This window comes from Lederbergia sp. NSJ-179 (genome assembly GCF_022867885.1).
Classification (GTDB): domain Bacteria; phylum Bacillota; class Bacilli; order Bacillales; family Bacillaceae_C; genus Lederbergia.
In genome coordinates this window covers 325580-343752 of the sequence record NZ_JALIFP010000001.1, presented here as the reverse complement: position 1 = coordinate 343752, position 18173 = coordinate 325580, and the positions used below count along the sequence as shown (strand labels likewise).

The 18173-nt window shown below is 37.8% G+C and carries 19 protein-coding genes; all 19 read right to left on the bottom strand.

What is annotated here, in order from left to right; all coding sequences use genetic code 11:
- Positions 1-12: 12 nt before the first annotated feature.
- Entirely contained in the window at positions 13-2037 is a 2025-nt protein-coding gene (locus MUB24_RS01785; protein ID WP_244700360.1) for a chemotaxis protein CheA, read from the bottom strand.
- Positions 2038-2192: 155 nt separating this feature from the next.
- On the bottom strand, positions 2193-2801 hold the full coding sequence (locus MUB24_RS01780) for a CheB methylesterase domain-containing protein (protein ID WP_244700358.1): 609 nt from the start codon (positions 2799-2801) through the stop codon (positions 2193-2195).
- Positions 2802-2838: 37 nt separating this feature from the next.
- Positions 2839-3705, bottom strand: a complete 867-nt coding sequence (locus MUB24_RS01775; protein ID WP_244700356.1) for a MinD/ParA family protein — start codon at positions 3703-3705, stop codon at positions 2839-2841.
- Positions 3698-4840: a flagellar biosynthesis GTPase FlhF gene (gene flhF, locus MUB24_RS01770; RefSeq protein WP_244700354.1), complete on the bottom strand. Its 1143-nt coding sequence runs from the start codon at positions 4838-4840 to the stop codon at positions 3698-3700. The genes MUB24_RS01775 and flhF overlap by 8 nt, the downstream gene beginning before the upstream one ends.
- Positions 4837-6873 (bottom strand): flagellar biosynthesis protein FlhA, encoded by a 2037-nt coding sequence (gene flhA / locus MUB24_RS01765; protein WP_244700352.1) that lies wholly within the window; start codon positions 6871-6873, stop codon positions 4837-4839. Before flhA ends, flhF begins: the two co-directional genes overlap by 4 nt.
- Before the next feature lie 108 nt (positions 6874-6981).
- A complete protein-coding gene (gene flhB / locus MUB24_RS01760) occupies positions 6982-8064 on the bottom strand; it encodes a flagellar biosynthesis protein FlhB (RefSeq protein WP_244700550.1) in 1083 nt (360 codons plus the stop codon).
- Positions 8061-8840, bottom strand: coding sequence for a flagellar biosynthetic protein FliR (fliR, locus tag MUB24_RS01755; protein WP_244700350.1), 780 nt, complete (start codon positions 8838-8840; stop codon positions 8061-8063). The genes flhB and fliR overlap by 4 nt, the downstream gene beginning before the upstream one ends.
- A 4-nt stretch (positions 8841-8844) precedes the next feature.
- Entirely contained in the window at positions 8845-9114 is a 270-nt protein-coding gene (gene fliQ, locus MUB24_RS01750; RefSeq protein ID WP_244700348.1) for a flagellar biosynthesis protein FliQ, read from the bottom strand.
- A gap of 224 nt (positions 9115-9338) precedes the next feature.
- Positions 9339-10007 (bottom strand): flagellar type III secretion system pore protein FliP, encoded by a 669-nt coding sequence (gene fliP / locus MUB24_RS01745; RefSeq protein ID WP_244700346.1) that lies wholly within the window; start codon positions 10005-10007, stop codon positions 9339-9341.
- Positions 10000-10680 carry a flagellar biosynthetic protein FliO gene (locus MUB24_RS01740; protein WP_244700344.1) on the bottom strand — a complete coding sequence of 227 codons (681 nt, stop codon included), beginning with the start codon at positions 10678-10680 and terminating at the stop codon, positions 10000-10002. The genes fliP and MUB24_RS01740 overlap by 8 nt, the downstream gene beginning before the upstream one ends.
- 6 nt (positions 10681-10686) lie before the next feature.
- Positions 10687-11049 (bottom strand): response regulator, encoded by a 363-nt coding sequence (locus tag MUB24_RS01735; protein ID WP_244700342.1) that lies wholly within the window; start codon positions 11047-11049, stop codon positions 10687-10689.
- Positions 11050-11286: 237 nt separating this feature from the next.
- On the bottom strand, positions 11287-12456 hold the full coding sequence (fliY, locus tag MUB24_RS01730; protein WP_244700340.1) for a flagellar motor switch phosphatase FliY: 1170 nt from the start codon (positions 12454-12456) through the stop codon (positions 11287-11289).
- The gene (gene fliM, locus MUB24_RS01725) at positions 12446-13447 is read right to left on the bottom strand and encodes a flagellar motor switch protein FliM (RefSeq protein ID WP_244700338.1); all 1002 of its coding nucleotides are present in this window, start codon (positions 13445-13447) and stop codon (positions 12446-12448) included. Before fliM ends, fliY begins: the two co-directional genes overlap by 11 nt.
- Positions 13448-13483: 36 nt before the next feature.
- The gene (gene fliL / locus MUB24_RS01720; RefSeq protein ID WP_244700336.1) at positions 13484-13909 is read right to left on the bottom strand and encodes a flagellar basal body-associated protein FliL; all 426 of its coding nucleotides are present in this window, start codon (positions 13907-13909) and stop codon (positions 13484-13486) included.
- Positions 13902-14120: a flagellar FlbD family protein gene (locus MUB24_RS01715; protein WP_244700335.1), complete on the bottom strand. Its 219-nt coding sequence runs from the start codon at positions 14118-14120 to the stop codon at positions 13902-13904. The genes fliL and MUB24_RS01715 overlap by 8 nt, the downstream gene beginning before the upstream one ends.
- 50 nt (positions 14121-14170) lie before the next feature.
- On the bottom strand, positions 14171-15541 hold the full coding sequence (locus MUB24_RS01710; protein ID WP_244700333.1) for a flagellar hook-basal body complex protein: 1371 nt from the start codon (positions 15539-15541) through the stop codon (positions 14171-14173).
- Between the two features lie 83 nt (positions 15542-15624).
- Complete coding sequence (gene flgD / locus MUB24_RS01705) at positions 15625-16254, bottom strand: flagellar hook assembly protein FlgD (RefSeq protein WP_244700331.1); 630 nt, start codon at positions 16252-16254, stop codon at positions 15625-15627.
- Positions 16255-16260: 6 nt separating this feature from the next.
- Positions 16261-17520, bottom strand: a complete 1260-nt coding sequence (locus tag MUB24_RS01700; RefSeq protein ID WP_244700546.1) for a flagellar hook-length control protein FliK — start codon at positions 17518-17520, stop codon at positions 16261-16263.
- 50 nt (positions 17521-17570) lie between these two features.
- On the bottom strand, positions 17571-18155 hold the full coding sequence (locus MUB24_RS01695; protein ID WP_244700329.1) for a MotE family protein: 585 nt from the start codon (positions 18153-18155) through the stop codon (positions 17571-17573).
- Between the last annotated feature and the right edge of the window lie 18 nt (positions 18156-18173).

Below are 18173 nucleotides of genomic sequence, written 5' to 3'. Positions count from 1 at the left end.
TTCACTCCTCTTCTATTTTATTAACGCATTACAATCTACGATTAGAGCAACTTGCCCGTCTCCTAGAATGGTTGCACCTGATATGGCAAAAACCTCAGTTAGGTAATTTCCAAGCGATTTTAAGACGATTTCCTGTTGACCAATAAAAGATTCAACCGCTAGGGCAGCCGTTTTTTCCGCTTTACGCACGATCACAATGGATACAAATTCAGAATCATGTTCGTCTTCATTTTCGACATGAAAGACTTCTTGTAGTGAAACAAGTGGAACAACACTTCCCCGAAAATCAATAACAGGCTGATTATGGGCCGTCATAATATCAGAAGACTTGATAATAGCTGTTTCAATAATGGATGAGAGCGGAATGGCATATTTTTCATTCCCTACTTCTACGAGTAAAGCCGAAATAATCGATAATGTTAATGGTAATTGGATAGAAAATGTAGAGCCTTTTCCTTCAGCGGATGTAATCGAAATCGATCCACCTAAAGATTGGATGGTTGATTTTACTACATCCAGCCCTACCCCTCTTCCAGATACATCTGAAATCGTATCGGCTGTAGAGAACCCAGGAGCCATAATTAAATCAAAAGCTTGCTCATCCGTTAACAAATCCGCTTCACTGGAAGTAATTATTTCTTTCGCTATTGCTTTGTTAATGATTTTCTGTTTATTAATCCCTGCCCCATCATCAGCAATTTCTATGAAAACATGATTTCCACTATGATAGGCTTTTAGATTAATTTTACCAGTTTCTGCTTTACCACTTGCAAGGCGAACTTCTGGATTCTCAATCCCATGGTCAATCGCATTTCTTAATAGATGAACGATTGGATCTCCGATTTCATCAATAACGGTACGATCCAATTCGGTTTCAGCTCCAATAATATGTAACTCCAATTTTTTATTTAAATCCTTTGCAAGCTGTCTAACCATTTTAGGGAAACGATTAAAGACTGTTTCAACTGGGACCATTCTCATATTAAGAATAATATTCTGCAAATCACCTGAAATTCTTGACATTCTTTCAACCGTTTCATTGAGATCAGCATGATTAATATTTTGTGATATTTGCTCAAGCCTTCCTTTATCAATGACAAGTTCTTCAAAAAGATTCATCAGAATATCCAGTTTATCAATATTCACTCTAATCGTCTTACTAGCTGTTTTAGCTTGTTTCTTTTTTGTTTTGCTAGTTGAACCCGACTTTTTATCCAAATGAGATGATTCTAATTTCTTATTGTCAGTTGTATTTTCTAATTTGTGTTGATGCGTCAAATCAACGGCTTGAATTTGTACAGCTTCAATCTCGGATATTTTCATAATCTTTTTTTCAAGATCCGCTTTAGAATCTTTCGTAATCAACGCAGCTGTAAATTCAGAGCCAAATTGCTCCTCCTCTAATTGCTCGACAGAAGGAAGTGATTTTATCACATCACCGGACTTTTCCAATACTTCAAACACCATAAAAACGCGTGCGGTTTTTAATACACAATCTGGTATTAAATGGACTTTCATTTCAAAGCATTCATACCCTTGTTCACGAGATTGCTCGATGATTGTTCTTTCATATTGATCATATTGAAGGCTAGACGAAGTATTCATATTTGTAGCAGTTGCTGCTATTTCTTGTGCGGTTTGGTGTTCCTCTGGGTGTAATCCTTTTTCCAATAATTGCAATTTATCGATCACATCCGTTACGTCTCTCTTACCATCTTCACCAGCTTCTATTGAATCGATCATCGCCTCTAAATGATCAACTGCAAGAAAGATCACATCTAATAATGTGGTGGTTACCTGAATTTTATCATTGCGAATGCCATCTAGAACATTTTCCATCATATGCGTTAATACGGCTAAATCGTTGTATCCCATTGTCGCAGACATTCCCTTTAATGTATGTGCAGCTCGGAATATCTCATTCATTACTCCTAAATCTTCTGGTTGTTTCTCCAACATTAAAAGATTTTCGTTTAAAGCTTGCAAATGCTCTTTACTTTCATCAATAAATACTTCCAAGTAATGATTCATGTCCATACGCCCACATCCTTATCCCATTAATATGTGTTCAAAAAGGAGGATAAAAAGGACCAAGAAGTTCGAGGCGGCGCAGTTTCGAGCAGCGCAATGTATGCCTTTAAATACATGAGCAGCAGAGAAACAAGCCAACGAAGAAATTCGCAGCGTCATTTTTACCGGACTTTTTGAACATCCTCTATTAGATTGATCATTTCTTTGGCAATATCCTCCAATTTAGTAACAGAATCCACCAAGCCTGTTTCAATCGCTGCCTTAGGCATTCCGTAAACGATACAGCTTTCTCTAGATTCAGCAATGACCATTGTTTGTCCATTCTTTTTTAACTGCGTTATTCCTAATTTCCCATCTGATCCCATACCTGTCATAATGACAGCAATTTTTTTATAATTTTTTAATTGATTTGCGGATTGAAACATGATATCTACTGATGGACGATGCCCATTTACAGGCTCTGTATCTACAATATTTATTTGAATGCTTTTTCTCTTTGATGAAAGGATCATATGTCTACCACCTGGTGCAATATAGGCCGTTCCCTTTTGCAAAATATCTCCATTTTCGGCTTCCTTTACATGTATTTCACAAATAGTATCTAGTCGATTTGCCAATGATTTTGTGAATTTTGGTGGCATATGCTGAACAATCACAACTGGAGCTTGAAAATTCTGAGGCAGCTCTGACAAAACAGTTTGTAATGCACGCGGTCCCCCAGTTGAAGTCCCGATACAGATAATTGATTCAAATGGTTGTTCTAAATGCATTTGATATTTCTCCTCAACATTTTTGCACGAATGTTCCTTATTCCTCTTTAAAAAATAATTGACGCAATTTATTGATAAAGGATCCTGGCTCATGCGATTTTTTCAAGAAACGGTCTTGGTTCAAGTATTGGTCTACCAAATTCTCCAATTTGGTAGACACAGAGGATCGTGGAAATTTGATCGAAAAAGCTGTTTGACTAATCACTGCTTTTCTAACGTGTGCATCTTCGGGTAGAACACCTAACAAAACAACCTCTTTTTGAAGAAATTTTAACGCGGTTTTTTGTAATCTTTCCAGTGTTTCTTTTCCTTGTTTTTCATTATCTGCCCGGTTGCAAATGAGAAAAAAATCACTATCCGTTCCTTCCGCACACATAAATTTCATCATCGAATAAGCATCTGTCATAGCTGTTGGCTCGGGTGTTGAGATGACGAAAATATCATCTGCTGCCAGCAATATTTTCAATGTAGCCGAGGTTGCACCTGCGGCCATATCAAAAATAATATAATCATACTGAAGCTGTATTTCTCTTAAACCCTCTAAAAGTTTGCTAACCATAGCGGCATTCCACTCAATCGCTTCATTTAAACCATTTCCGGCCGAAATATATGAAATACCCTCATCTGTTTGATAAACAATACGCTCTAGCGGGAAATCCTGATACAAAAAATCCGATAACGTATAGGTGGAAGTACTTCCTAATATAATGTTGACATTCCCCATTCCGACATCTAAATCAAATAAAAGCACCCTAAGCCTGCGATTATTGAATTGAACGGCCATATTAATCGAAATATTAGATTTCCCAACACCACCTTTACCACTCACAACGGCTAGCGTTTTTGCTTGAGTTTCCTTGCTTGTTTGAATCATTTTTCTTAATTTCTGGGCTTGATCATTCATTGTCATTCATCCCAATCAAGTAATGAGCAATCTTCTCCGGAGTCGCTCTGATAATATCATCTGGAACATCTTGCCCTGTTGTTATATATGCTACACCAGTTTGATAATGGCTGATCATATTGTACATCACACCATAAGAAGTCGTTTCATCGGCTTTTGAAAATATAAATTCGTTAAAATGTAATTCAAGAAAATTATCCACTATTTTGCACATATCCTGTTCCTTCATTGAAATCGGTAGAACAAGAAAAGTATAGATATTTTGTTCATTACCAAACATTTTCTTTAACTCAGTGACAAATCGTTTTTCGCGATAATTTCTCCCCGCTGTGTCAATATAAATAAGATCATAGTCCGAAAATTTTTCGAGTGCTGGTCGAAAATCTTTTTCATCATAGATGACTTCAAGGGGAATTTGAAGTAATTCTGCATAGGTTTTTAATTGTTCAATAGCGGCAATTCTGTACGTATCCGTTGTAATAAATGCCACTTTCCTTTTATCTTTTAAAACAGCCGTTGCGGCTAATTTCGCAATCGTAGTCGTCTTTCCAACACCGGTTGGACCGACAAAATTAACAATCTTCACATCAATAGGCATCCTGTGAAATGAAATAGGAGCAAGCTCCTTCACAATAAGGTGGTTACAACAGTTGTGAATATCCGCTATCGTAGGCTTCTTCCGTTCATTCCTCCATTTTTCCAGCAATTGGTCACCGAATTTTATTACATGCTTTTCTGCCAGTTCGGCCGCTTGCAATTTTGATAAAAACCATTGGATTTCATCAGGATATTGGTTCATATTCAAAGAAGTCGACTGTCTAAACGAAGCAAGTTCTTTCTTTATTGCTGTAAGCTCCCTTTCAACGTTTTTCTGATCGTCTTCTTGTATAAGTTTATTCGATCTGGACGAAACAACTTTTGTTTTTCTCTCCATATTTCTTCTCGTAGAAGGTACTGGAAGGGGCTGTTCATCCACTGCAGCAACAACTTCGATCATTTTCTTACGGAATAGCCCCATAAATCCGCCTTTAAATACGATCTTAGAATGTAAAATAACGGCATTTTCACCTAATTCAACCTTCACTTTCTTCATAGCCTCTGGCATCGTTGCGGCGCTAATTTTTTTCATATTCATTCGAGGTTCACCATCCCACTACTTTGAACTTCCACATCCGCTTCTAATTCGTTATAAGATAGGACAGGCACATTTGGAAAATATCTTTCTGTCAATTGACGAAAGTACATTCTAACCGCTGGAGAGCAGAGTAATATAGGTGTTTGCTGCCTGAATGATTGCTGTTCAATTTGATTGGCTACTGATTCGAGTATTGCTTGAGAATCACTTGGATCCATAGATAAATAGTTTCCATGCTCTGTCTGTTGAACACTATCGGCAATTAATTTTTCTACTTTTCCAGATACTGTAATAACATGTAATGTTTCATTCTCGTTTACATATTGGTTTGTGATCTGTCTAGCTAATGCTTGGCGGGCATATTCAGCCAAAAGGTCTGGGTCAGACGTCATTTTCCCGTAGTCTGCTAAAGCCTCAAAGATCAGCGTCATATTGCGGATAGAGACATTTTCTTTCAATAGTTTGGCCAATACCTTCTGTATCTCGCCAATCGTTAAAGGATTTGGTGTCACTTCTTCCACAAGGATCGGATACGTTTCTTGTAAATGATCAATTAATTGTTTCGTTTCTTGTCTACCTAATAATTCATCAGCATTTGCTTTTAATACTTCTGTCAAATGGGTGGAGACGACAGAAGGTGGATCAACGACAGTGTAACCTAATATTTCTGCTTGCTCTTTCACTTCTTCTGTAATCCATTTAGCAGGCAGGCCAAAGGAAGGTTCAATCGTATCCATTCCATCAATCGTATCTTCTCCGCCGGGACTCATCGCTAAATAATGGTCTAAAAGTATCTCCCCTTTCGCTACTTCGTTCCCTTTAATTTTAATTCGATAGGCATTTGGTTCTAATTGAATATTATCGCGGATCCGAACAACGGGGATCACAATTCCCAATTCCAAAGCGAGCTGTCTTCGAATCATCACAACCCGATCAAGAAGATCTCCCCCTTGATTTACATCCGCTAATGGAATTAATCCATAACCAAATTCGAATTCAATGGAATCTACATGAAGTAAATTCAATACACTTTCTGGACTTTTCATGTTTTCTACATCTGCTTCTTCATCCTCTTGGTCCATTAAATCAACTTCAGCAATAGATGGCGTTCGGGCAATCATCATTCCTCCAATCGCCAAGGTAGCAGCAATAGGGATAGTGAGGATATTATTAATCGTTGTAAATAAACCTAGAAGGAAGACGGTGACAGCTGCTATGTATAACATTTTAGAATCAGAGAAAAGCTGTTTAATGATATCACTACCAAGATTCCCTTCGGATGCGGCTCTTGTCACAACAATTCCTGTGGCAGTGGATATCAGTAATGCCGGAATTTGACTAACAATGCCATCCCCAACAGTCAGCATGGAATACTTAACAGCCGCTTCCCCAATCGGCAGACCTTGCTGCGCCATACCGATGATAATTCCAAACAAAAGATTGATTAAAACAATGATAATTCCAGCGATCGCATCTCCTTTTACAAATTTACTAGCCCCATCCATTGCTCCATAGAAGTCAGACTCTCTCGCAACTTTTTCCCTGCGATCTCTCGCTTCATGTTCTGAAATGACCCCAGCATTTAAATCGGCATCAATACTCATCTGTTTCCCTGGCATGGCATCTAATGTAAATCTAGCCGCTACCTCCGAAACCCGTTCAGCCCCTTTTGTTATCACGATAAATTGAATGACGATTAAGATAAAGAAGACAACAAGACCAACAAGAATATTTCCTCCTGTAACAAAGGTTCCGAATGTTTCAACAACGCCACCAGCATCTCCTATTGACAAGATCGACCTTGTTGTGGAAACATTCAGGCCTAAACGGAACAAAGTTAATAGCAATAATAATGAGGGAAAAATGGAAAATTGTAAGGCTTCCTTCATATTCATCGCTGTTAATAAGACAAGGAGGGCAAGAGAAATATTCGTTATGATTAACAAGCTTAATAACCATGGTGGAAATGGAATAATCAACATGGCAACAATTAAAATGACACTGGATAATACGGCAATATCTTTAAACTTCATAACATTTCTCTCTCCCTATAATGAAAAGCGCAAGCGCCTTGATAAAAAGATGAACGGCTAAAGGCGCGACGACAATCGCAACACCGTTCTGACCTACATCGTGTGGGCCTAAATCTTGTTTTGAATTCTATATACATAGGCCAAAACTTCGGCAACTGCTTTAAAAAATTCATCAGGTATTTTATCTCCAATATCAAGCTGATCGTATAGTGAACGAGCTAATGGTCTATTTTCTACCATGACAATCTTATTTTCCTTTGCGATCCATTTGATCTTTTGTGCCAAATAATCAGCACCCTTTGCAAGTACTATCGGAGCATCTGCTTCCTTTTCATCATACTTCAATGCAATAGCATAGTGGGTTGGGTTTGTGATGATGACATCTGCCTTTGGCACTTCTTGCATCATCCGCGACATCGCCATTTCCCGCTGCTTCTGCTTTATTTTTGATTTAATCAACGGGTCACCTTCCGTATTTTTGAATTCATCTTTTATATCCTGCTTAGACATTCTAATATTTTTTTCAAAATCATACTTTTGATATAAAAAATCAAAAACAGATAAAAACAACAAACTGATCGAGGCGGCAATCCCCATTTGAATGGTTAAACGTCCAACTGTTTTTAACGCTGCACCCACTGTTTGTTGGGATAGATGCAAAACATCTTCAATATGAAGATAAAGAACAAAAAAGGTGACTCCTCCAACAAACCCTATTTTTAAAATCGATTTTAATAATTCAACGATCGCTCGAATCGAAAAGATTCGTTTAAACCCTTTAATGGGATCTAATTTTTCAAGTTTAGGCTGAACCGATTCTGTCGTAAACATAAAGCCAACTTGTAATACATTAGAGGCGAGACCTGCAACCAACGCAATCAGAAAAACAGGACCTAACAAAAGAGCTGCTTCTTTTAATACTTCTAATAGGATGGGGCGTATATTTTCTTCCGTAACATCCATTAGCATAAACTCATTAAAGGAATGACGGAAGAGCTGAAGGGAAATTTTTCCCATATTATTTGAATAGAACTGCAAAAACATAAACACAGCTAGTAATCCTATCGCAGTATTGACATCCTGACTTTTCGCTGTTTGCCCCTTTTTCTTCGCATCAATCCGCTTTTTGGGTGTTGCTTTTTCTGTTTTTTCACCGGCAAAGTATTGAAGATCCAGTTTGAGCTGCATCAGCCAGTGCCCCCCATAAAGCTCATCACATCTCTTAACACAACGAGCATCTCTTCAAATAGATTTTGTATGACGGCAAATAATAATGCCATCACGATAAATAAAACAATAAAACTTACCGCTATTTTAATAGGAAATCCAACTACAAAAATATTTAATTGCGGGACAGTCCTTCCTACAATTCCCAACGCGACATCAACCAGGAATAAGGAAGCAACGATCGGAATGGCCATTTGAAAGGCAATCATAAACATAAGACCAAAGGATTTTATAACATATAAAAGAAAGCTTTCCTGTCCAAAGGCCATGACAAAATGATCGATAGGGATAAAATGATAGCTATTAAAAATACCGTCTATGATGAAATGATGACCATTTACAGCTAATAGAAAAAGCAAAGCAAACATATAAAAATATTGTCCCATTAATGGACTTTGTGCGCCTGTTTGTGGATCAATCACATTCGCTATTGCAAAACCCATTTGAAAATCAATAAATCCCCCGGCAATCTGAATAGCAGATAGCATCATATAGGCAATAAAGCCTAAAAACAGCCCGACAATCGCCTCTTTTACGATCAACAGCAAGTAAACTCCATCGATAGCAAGTGGCGAAATATCTAGAGTGTAGTAGACCAACAAAGCTAAAATAAAAGAAAATCCTATTTTAAAGATTGTTGGTATTGTTCGATATGAAAATAATGGAACAGACACAAAGAAAGCAGATATTCTCATAAAAACGAGCAAAAATATTGAAAAATGTGGGATTAACGATTCCATAAATTCATCCTACAAATCTTGTTAAATTTTGAAAAATATCTGTCGCATAGGATAATAATTTACTAATCATCCAAGGACCCATCACAACAACTCCTACTAAAACAGCGACAATTTTAGGAATAAAAGCAAGTGTTTGTTCTTGAATTTGTGTTGTTGCTTGAAAGATACTGACAGCTAGTCCAACAGCTAATGCGATTAATAACAATGGACCCGCAACAATCAAAATGGTATAAACTCCATTCTTCGCCAAGGCGATTACTGCTTCTGCACTCATATGATCACTCCAAGATTTTCAAATTGCATTTTTAATACGTGTTCAAAAAGGAGGATAAAAAGGACCAAGAAGTTCGAGGCGGCGCAGTTTCGAGCAGCGGAAACAAGCCAACGAAGAAATTCGCAGCGTCATTTTTACCGAGGCCTGCAGGACGCAGGTCACAAAGGCGTTGCGACAGGATGTCGCGAATTTAGCCTTTGATCCTTATTTTTGAACATCCTCTTTTAGCCAAAACTTTGTAATAAAGACTGCACGACCAAATACCAACCATCCACTAATACAAATAATAATATTTTAAAAGGCAGAGAAATCATTACTGGTGGAAGCATCATCATTCCCATCGACATTAAAATACTAGCAACCACCATATCAATGACTAAAAATGGTATGAAGATCATAAAGCCAATTTGGAAAGCTGTTTTTAATTCACTAAGTGCGTAAGCTGGTACCATTGCTGTTAATGGGATATCTTCAATTGTTTCAGGTCGTTCAGCTTTAGAGTAGCTGAGAAATAATTCCAGATCCTTCTGTCGTGTGTGTTTGCTCATAAATTCCTTAAAAGGAATGGCGGCACGATCATATGCTTCTTCTAGATTAATCTCATCATTAAATAAAGGTGTTAAAGCCTGGTCATTTACCTGATGAAAAGTAGGTGCCATCACAAAAAATGTCAAAAATAAGGCAAGTCCAACAAGTACTTGGTTAGGTGGCATTTGTTGTGTTGCCAATGACGTTCGTACAAAAGAAAGAACAATCACAATTCTCGTAAATGATGTCATTAAAATAAGGATAGCAGGTGCAATCGATAAAACAGTCAATAACAGAAAGAGCTTGACGGAGGTCGACACAGCTTCTGATGAACTATTATTAAAAAACTCCATGAATTCATTCATCTTGTGAATCCTTCCTTTCAAGCTGAACCATTGCCTGTTGACGTTGTTTCTTTACCTCATCCAATTCCTTCTTCAATTGCTGTTGAAAAGATGGCTGCGATTCCGATCGATCGGAAGACTTCTGCAGTGACTTTCTAGCAAACCACTTGGACATTAAGTCGTTAGGTTGTATCCCCTGTTCAAACTGTTCATTATGCTGATGAAGAAACTCATTCATTTCCTTTTCATCTGTGATCTCTTTTAATAATTGAATATCTTCTCCCACACCTAAGATCAAAATTCGCTTCCCAATTTTCACAAGTTGGATGGAGCGGTTCCCACCTAAAGCCGTTCCACCAATGTTTCGGATCATTTTATTTTGTTGGTAAGATTGACTCTTCTTTTGAATATATTTCAATAAGAAATACAAGATCGCTAGAACCAAACCAAGTGATGCCAGCATTTTCAGTACATCGAAAAAACCTATGCTCAGTTTTTCTTCTGCTTGGTTTTCATTGACGTTTGTATCTGTCTTGTTTGGAGTATTTTCTTGTTGGCATTCGTCCTTATTTTTACCAAAACAATCGGCAACACTTCTATCAAAAGAGGATGCCATTGCGTGACTATTGCCGTATATATTTCCTATGAAAATAATTCCCAAAAAGATCAACAGCCACTTTCTACTTTGCTTCATTTTCATTTATCCCAACGTTTTTTGGATGGCTTCAATCACACGATCAGCCTGGAATGGCTTGACAATAAAATCCTTTGCACCTGCTTGTATCGCATCAATAACCATCGCTTGTTGCCCCATTGCTGAACACATAATGATCTTGGCAGAAGGATCAACTGCTTTTATTTGTTTTAAAGCTGTCACACCATCCATTTCTGGCATGGTAATATCCATGGTCACAAGATCCGGTTTTAACTCATTATATTTTTCAACCGCTTGCTGACCATCGGCTGCTTCTCCAACAACTTCAAATCCATTTTTCACTAAAATATCTTTAATCATCATTCGCATAAAAGCTGCATCATCTACAATTAAAATTCTCTTTCCCATGATTTCTCCTCCAAGTTATTAATTCGTGTTCAAAAAGGAGGATAAAAAGGACCAAGAAGTTCGAGGCGGCTTAGTTTCGAGCAGCGGACTTGTACAGGATGTACTGACTTCTGCGTTGCCCACAGGACGTGGGCGGTTTTAGCAGAAGAACCTTATCCCGATACATGAGTAGCGGAGAAACAAGCCAACGAAGAAATTCGCTTATGTCTTTTTACCGGACTTTTTGAACATCCTCTATTAGTTCAATTTCTTTAAACGATCTGATTGGCTAACAATATCTGTTACACGAACACCAAAATTCTCATCAATCACGACAACTTCTCCTTTGGCAATTAGGCGGCTGTTTACGAGAATATCAACAGGTTCTCCAGCAAGTTTATCTAACTCAATAACAGAACCAGCCCCTAATTCAAGGATGTCTTTTACGGAACGATTCGTTCTTCCGAGTTCAACGGTTACCTGTAAAGGAATATCTAAAAGCATATCTAGATTTTTCGTTTTATAACTAGGTGTCTCTGTCTCATCAAAATTAGCAAAAGTAGCTGTTTGCACATTAGGTTGTGATGATGGAGAGTTTGTATATACGGATGGATGTCCTGTTTCAGAACCTATATGTTGATCTAATTCAACATGAAGTGGATGATTGTCAACTCTCTCTTCCTTTTCGACTAAGGGCTGAACCTCAGCTTTAAGGTTTGACCCATCCTCATTCGTTTGTTCGGTTTCCTCAAGTAGATCTTGTACAAGTTTGCGTGCAAACTCCACGGGTAAAACTTGCATAATCTCTGAATCAATTAAAGTGCCAATTTTCAATCGAAATGCGACCTTCACAAGTAAGTTGTGCTGGGGGATATTATTTGTTCCTTTTCCCTCAGATATATTCATTAAATCAACAGTAGGAGGCGAAATATCCACACGTTTATTAAAAACTGATGACATCGATGTTGCTGCCGATCCCATCATTTGATTCATCGCTTCCTGAATGGCACTTAAATGAATTTCATCAAAAGTTTCGGAAGGATTTGTCCCGTCTCCCCCTAACATTAGATCAGCAATAATGGTTGCATCACTTTGCTTAATAACTAGAATATTTACACCGGAGAATCCTTCTGTATATTTAACCCTAATGGCTACATACGGATAAGGAAATTCCTCTTCTAATTTAGCATTATCAATAATAGAAACAGACGGAGTTGTGATTTCTACCTTTTGATTCAATAAAGTGGATAATGCCGTAGCTGAGCTGCCAAATGAAATATTGCCTAATTCACCAATTGCATCCTGCTGCATGTCGTCAAGATAATCTTCTATAGGATGCGTCAAATTCTTTGTTCCTTTTTCTTCATGAGCTGATTCACCACGCAGTAATGCATCAATCTCTTCCTGTGAAAGCATATCACCATTCATATTCTTGATCTCCCTCCTTTATGGTATCTAAGATTTGGACGGCAATCTTTTTATTTCTTTTTCCTGGCTGACCAATAAACTTTGCTCTTCCTCCCGTTTTTAATAGAAGGGGATCATCAATTCTGTTATTTAATTCAATTACATCACCTTGACCTAAAGAAAGGAAATCTTCAATTGTAATCATTGCTGATCCTAGTTCAGCAGAAACGGTAACAACGGATTCTTTTACCTTTTGTTGTAAAAGTAAAATCTCTTCCGGTTTCGATCCTTTTTTTTCGCTCGCCATCCAATAATGCGCAGAAAGCTTTGGAATAATCGGTTCAAGCAAGACATGGGGAATACAGATATTGATCATCCCGCTTGTTTCTCCCACATTGGCGTTCATAGAAATAACAACAACCGTTTCATTTGGAGAAACAACTTGCAAAAATTGGGGGTTTACTTCAATATCTGTTAATATCGGTTCAACTTCCGCAATACTTGACCAAGCTTCCTGCAACTGGTCCAATGAACGCTCAAATAAATTGGTCATCAATTTCATTTCAATTTCAGTAAGATTATCGATCTTATTTAAGCCGTCCCCTTTCCCTCCCAACACTCGATCAACCATGGAATAAGCAATAACGGGGTGAATTTCCATAATCATTCTACCATCTAAAGGAGGAACTTCGATCACATTCATTATTGTCATGTTTGGGACTGAACGAATATATTCCTCATAGGGAATTTGATCAGCAGATGCGACCGAAATATTGACATATGTTCGAAGCTGAGCTGAAAAATAGGTTGTTAATAACCGTGCAAAGTTTTCATATATTCTTGTTAAGCTTCTAATTTGATCCTTTGAAAATCGCAATGCCCGTTTAAAATCATAGTTTTTTACTTTTTTCTTTTCTTCTTCCTTTTTAAAGTCATCCGCCGTCATTTCTCCTGTTGAAATGGCTGACAATAAGGCATCTATTTCGCTTTGGGATAAAATTTCATCAGACATGAAGGACACCTCCGCTTCGTTATGGTTTTGTTTGAATTAGGAAATGATGTAGGAGGTGATATAAATATTTACAATCTTTCCTTGTTGCATAAAATCATTTATTTTATCTTGTAATGTTTGAATAAAAACTTGCTTGTCTTCTTTGCCATCTAAATCAGATTCATCCATTTCGGAAAGTTCATCAATTAATAAATTCTGAATTTGGAAGTCTCTTTTTACGAATTCTTCTTTTGCTTTTTTACTATCTGTTTGAACTTTCAATGATAGTTTAATATATTTTCCACTGCTTAAATTGGTCGTTATTTCAGGAACATCTACGGATACCTTTAATATTTCATCTATTGTTGGCTCTTCGTTTGGGTCTTTATGTTCCATCTTCAGGATAATAATAAGGGCTAAAGCAGCAAGTAATAAAATAGCCGTTAAAAGAACCACCATGGTGGATACCCATTTTTTATTCATCTTTTTCATCCTTCCATTCTGGCTGGCCCATTAAATGGATAGTTTGGTAAAAATCAATCATTCTTTTTTTTACCTGCTCCTCCGATTCAATAACTATGTATTTATGTCCATTCGTTAAGGTAATCGTTGTATCCGGGAATGACTCGATATTTTCAATGTAAAGGGCATTTAAGTGAAACTTCTTTCCCGTTAGTTTGGTGATCTCAATCACTTCTTTATTGGAGTCAAGGCCTCAAACCTCGACTCCCTATCCTCCTTAATTTATCGTTTTAAGTTTACAAGCTCTTGTAAAATTTCGTCAGAAGTAGTAATGATTCTTGTGTTTGCTTGAAATCCACGTTGAGCGACAATCATATCGGTAAATTCTTCAGAAAGATCCACATTGGACATTTCTAATGAACCTGAAACGAGCTTTCCAGCGCCAACGGCTGCAGGAGTTAAATAAGTCGCTTCCCCAGTGTTAGCTGAACTTATATATAAATTTTCTCCTACCTTTTCAAGGCCACCTGGATTTGCAAAGCGAGCAAGAGCGATAGATGATTGAGAGGTATATAATTCTCCCTCTTTTTCAAGTCCTAATTTATCCGCTTGGATATAGTCAATTGCATCCATTGTAGTTGTAACATCATCAGCAGTAATTCCTGTAAGTGATGACATATTATTTCCATTTGTCAATGCCGTTTTAGCTGCATTGACAACCACATCTTCATTTGCTTGGGTAGGGGTTCCTTTATAAGTTTGATAAGCATTGTATACTTCATTCACAGCCTGACGTAAATTAGCAAAATTATTGATAGCATTCTGGGCATTTTCTACTGCCGATGCGGCCTTTTGAACAGCGTCATTTGCTGCTGCAATAGCTTTAGCATCTCCAGATTCATTTGCCTCCGTTTGTAATGATGCCGCCTCAATTGCTAAGAGACTGGCTTCTTTTTCAGCCTGAATCGTCAACTCTTCCAATTCATTTGTCAGCTTGTCTAATATATCCACATATTTTTGAGATGTAGGATTTTCTACTAAGTTTTTCGCTGCAGCAGCGACTTTCCCCGCAGTTTCTTGCGCTTTTTGCGCTGTTGTCATGCCCGTTTTTTTAATGAAACTGATTCTTCCATCTTCCGAAATACTTAAGCTTTGTACTTCATCCACATTTCCGCCATTCAAACGCACAGGCTGCAATGTGTTATTTTTCGGATTTAAGGCCATTACATAATGACCTGATCCTGTTACTAAGTAACCATCTGTATTCAGATACATATTTCCCGCCCTTGTGTAATAAGTAGAAGTGGGGAAAAATGTATCACCAGCAGGTGTTCCTTCCGCTACAACAAAATAGCCGTCCCCTTGTATACCGAGGTCAAGATCCCTTCCGGTCGATTGCATGGACCCTTGTGTGTCAATCGTATCAATCGCAGCAAGTTGAGAGCCTAACCCTACTTGCACCGGATTTTTCCCACCGATATCCTGTGCAGGTCCACTGGCACCTGAGACCGTTTGACTCACCATATCTTTAAAGGTGACACGGCCTTTTTTAAACCCGTATGTATTCACATTGGCAATATTATTACCAATCACATCCAATTTTGTTTGAAAATTTTTCATTCCACTAATACCTGAATACATTGAACGAATCATAATTTTTTCTCCTCCCTACTATGCCGCTGCTGTCAGTCAGCGGCCGTTAGCATGCTTATTAGGTCCTGCATATCCGTAATATCTTACTGAACTTTTATCAATCGACTTGGTTCTATCTGTTGATCATTATTTGTTAAAAACAGGATACCCCCATCTTTTTGAATAACCGCTTGGACAATATCCTGAATTTGCTCGTCCTCTTCTTTCCATGTAATCTTTTTACCAATCAAACTGCTCGCTTGGACTAATGGGGATTCATGGGATGTTTGATTCACTTGGGAAATATTTGCAGGAAAAAGTTCCGTCCCATCCTCTAAAATGAATTTCACGCTATCCCCGACAAACTGAACAGAGGTCACCACTCCCTTTCCTTCTTTCACTGTCGCTTCATCGGTTTCAGTGTCATTTACCACATTATGCCAAGTGACCTCTTTTCCAACAAAACGACTGAAATCTATTAGGCTTGATTGCGTTTCTAATTGCACAAGTTTCTCTATGGAATTGTTCATATTTGTCATCTGTTCAAGGGAAGAAAATGTCGCCATCTGTGATATAAATTCATTATCTTCCATTGGGTTCATCGGATCCTGATTTTGTAATTGGGTCATTAATAGTTTCAAAAAGTCATCTTTTCCCAATATATCATTCCCTGTTTTCACTTCTCTTTTTTGCACAGATGAATAGAACAAATCGGGATCAATTGAAGTGGACATTTCCCTTTACACCTCCGTTTCAAATAAAACCTGGTTTATTGTCTCTTGAAAATTGGATTCATGATCAGACTGTTTTTTTTCCTCTTGGTATGCTTGTTGATCATGCTGATCTTGCCCGCTACGACCATGTTGATTTGTATATTTCAACTGACTAGGATCACTAATGGAGACTTCTATGCGATCAACTGCAATGTTCTGCTGTGAAAAAGCAGACTTGAGACTATGCAATTGCACATCAAGCAGCTCTTTAGCTGTTGCAGTGGAGGCTAGAAATCTCGCGGTCATGACTCCATCCTTTTGCAATAACTCGACTCTGAGCGAGCCCAATTCTGCTGGATAAAGCCTAATCGTAAGTTTTGCCGCATGTGGGGTTTGAGTAAAATTCGACCGGCCCATTTGATTGGCTAGTTCTCTAATAAAACTTCGAAAGGCTGGTTGTTGATCAATCGGCTTCTCCACATTGAGTTGGAGCAATTCTAGGCGTGATAAATTGGATTGATTCCCAATTGTTTCCTTTGGAATAGACTCTTGAATCAAAGCGGTTTTTTCTGTTTGCATCCTCTGATCTGTTGCTATTTGATTAGATAAATGATGAAAGGTTTGTCTATGTAAAATAAGCGACTTTTCTTGATCATTCATATGGGAAAAAGCTTTAGGTATACTCTCTTCTATTGTTTGTAATTTTGCCACTTGTTGGAGCCGTTCGAATAATGAATGTGATAAACGAGCCATTTCTACTAGCTGCCCCATCTCTTTTCCAGAAAGACCCATCTGTTTAGAAAGAGATTGAAGCTCTTTCCCTATTTTTATAAAAGTCGCTAATGGTTCTTCAGGTATATCAGACCAAGCCGATGGTTCTAAGTTATTTAAAGCTTGTAATAGTTGAATATGAGCCATTAAAACATGATTTTGTTGGTCTTCGACAGGACGAAAATCTGTTTTTTCTTCTAACCAATCATTAATTTGTGAAATCACTGTTTGCCAATCTGGATATTGTTCTGTCATTATGGATGGCAAATCCAGATTTTTGTCATCCTCGTTCACCAATTTCAATTCTGAGTCCTCCACTGTCATCCATTCCAATATTTTTTCTATCGGCAACTTGATCTCTTCCGTTTGCGGTGTTGGAATTTCTTCAAATAAGGCATGTGCTTCTCCCAATAAGTTCTCCATAATCAGTTGGAATTCTGCCGTTTGCTCCAATGCAGGCCCAGATGGTAAATTTGTCGCCCCTAATGTTAGGAGGCCAAGATCCAGTTTATTCATTTCCAATCACGATCCACCTCCTTTCTCCCTTATGAACGGGCAGTCACCGTTTAGTTGGCATTGGCGGAGATTTTCTCCATATACTTTGCTGCTTTATCAGGTGGCATATTTTCCAATATTTTTGCTAAAGATTCAGTTTGTAGATGAGTTAAGATTTTTACCGCTTCCTCCTCTTTCATGTTCAAGATTATGGGAGCAGCTTTCTTAGGTGACATGGATTGATAGGTTGAAACAATATCTTTGAATGCTCTTTTATTTTCCGCTTGTATTTCTTTTAACTCTTCGATGGTCTCTTCTAATCCTTGCTTCTCCAGCACATAATGTTCTTTTTCAGCATCTTTTTCCTCGATTTGTTTTTTGAGCTGCTCGATTTCAGCACTTTTATTTTGAATCTCTGCATCTAGTTGAATCATTTTGTCTTTATATTCAGCTATACGTTCCTTTTCTTTCTGGTCGTCCACACTCGAAATGAATGGAATCTTTTCCCCAAGTTCCTTTGCCTGTTGAAAGACATTTACACCTGCAAAGGAAGCAATTAAAAGTCCTAGAAAGAGTGCAACCAAAAGCGGAATCAAAACCCAATAAATAAAGCGTTGAAAAAAAGTTCTTTCTTTTTCAGTCTTCTGTTTTTTCAAGGCCTTTTCCACTTTCTC

Excerpts from the sequence above, each read along its gene's own strand:
- MUB24_RS01785 (WP_244700360.1), bottom strand. The coding sequence starts at position 2,037 with ATGGACATGAATCATTACTTGGAAGTATTTATTGATGAAAGTAAAGAG.
- MUB24_RS01780 (WP_244700358.1), bottom strand. The coding sequence starts at position 2,801 with ATGCATTTAGAACAACCATTTGAATCAATTATCTGTATCGGGACTTCA.
- MUB24_RS01775 (WP_244700356.1), bottom strand. The coding sequence starts at position 3,705 with ATGAATGATCAAGCCCAGAAATTAAGAAAAATGATTCAAACAAGCAAG.
- flhF (WP_244700354.1), bottom strand. The coding sequence starts at position 4,840 with ATGAATATGAAAAAAATTAGCGCCGCAACGATGCCAGAGGCTATGAAG.
- flhA (WP_244700352.1), bottom strand. The coding sequence starts at position 6,873 with ATGAAGTTTAAAGATATTGCCGTATTATCCAGTGTCATTTTAATTGTT.
- fliR (WP_244700350.1), bottom strand. The coding sequence starts at position 8,840 with ATGGAATCGTTAATCCCACATTTTTCAATATTTTTGCTCGTTTTTATG.
- fliQ (WP_244700348.1), bottom strand. The coding sequence starts at position 9,114 with ATGAGTGCAGAAGCAGTAATCGCCTTGGCGAAGAATGGAGTTTATACC.
- fliP (WP_244700346.1), bottom strand. The coding sequence starts at position 10,007 with ATGAATGAATTCATGGAGTTTTTTAATAATAGTTCATCAGAAGCTGTG.
- MUB24_RS01740 (WP_244700344.1), bottom strand. The coding sequence starts at position 10,680 with ATGAAGCAAAGTAGAAAGTGGCTGTTGATCTTTTTGGGAATTATTTTC.
- MUB24_RS01735 (WP_244700342.1), bottom strand. The coding sequence starts at position 11,049 with ATGGGAAAGAGAATTTTAATTGTAGATGATGCAGCTTTTATGCGAATG.
- fliY (WP_244700340.1), bottom strand. The coding sequence starts at position 12,456 with ATGAATGGTGATATGCTTTCACAGGAAGAGATTGATGCATTACTGCGT.
- fliM (WP_244700338.1), bottom strand. The coding sequence starts at position 13,447 with ATGTCTGATGAAATTTTATCCCAAAGCGAAATAGATGCCTTATTGTCA.
- fliL (WP_244700336.1), bottom strand. The coding sequence starts at position 13,909 with ATGAATAAAAAATGGGTATCCACCATGGTGGTTCTTTTAACGGCTATT.
- MUB24_RS01710 (WP_244700333.1), bottom strand. The coding sequence starts at position 15,541 with ATGATTCGTTCAATGTATTCAGGTATTAGTGGAATGAAAAATTTTCAA.
- flgD (WP_244700331.1), bottom strand. The coding sequence starts at position 16,254 with ATGTCCACTTCAATTGATCCCGATTTGTTCTATTCATCTGTGCAAAAA.
- MUB24_RS01700 (WP_244700546.1), bottom strand. The coding sequence starts at position 17,520 with ATGAATAAACTGGATCTTGGCCTCCTAACATTAGGGGCGACAAATTTA.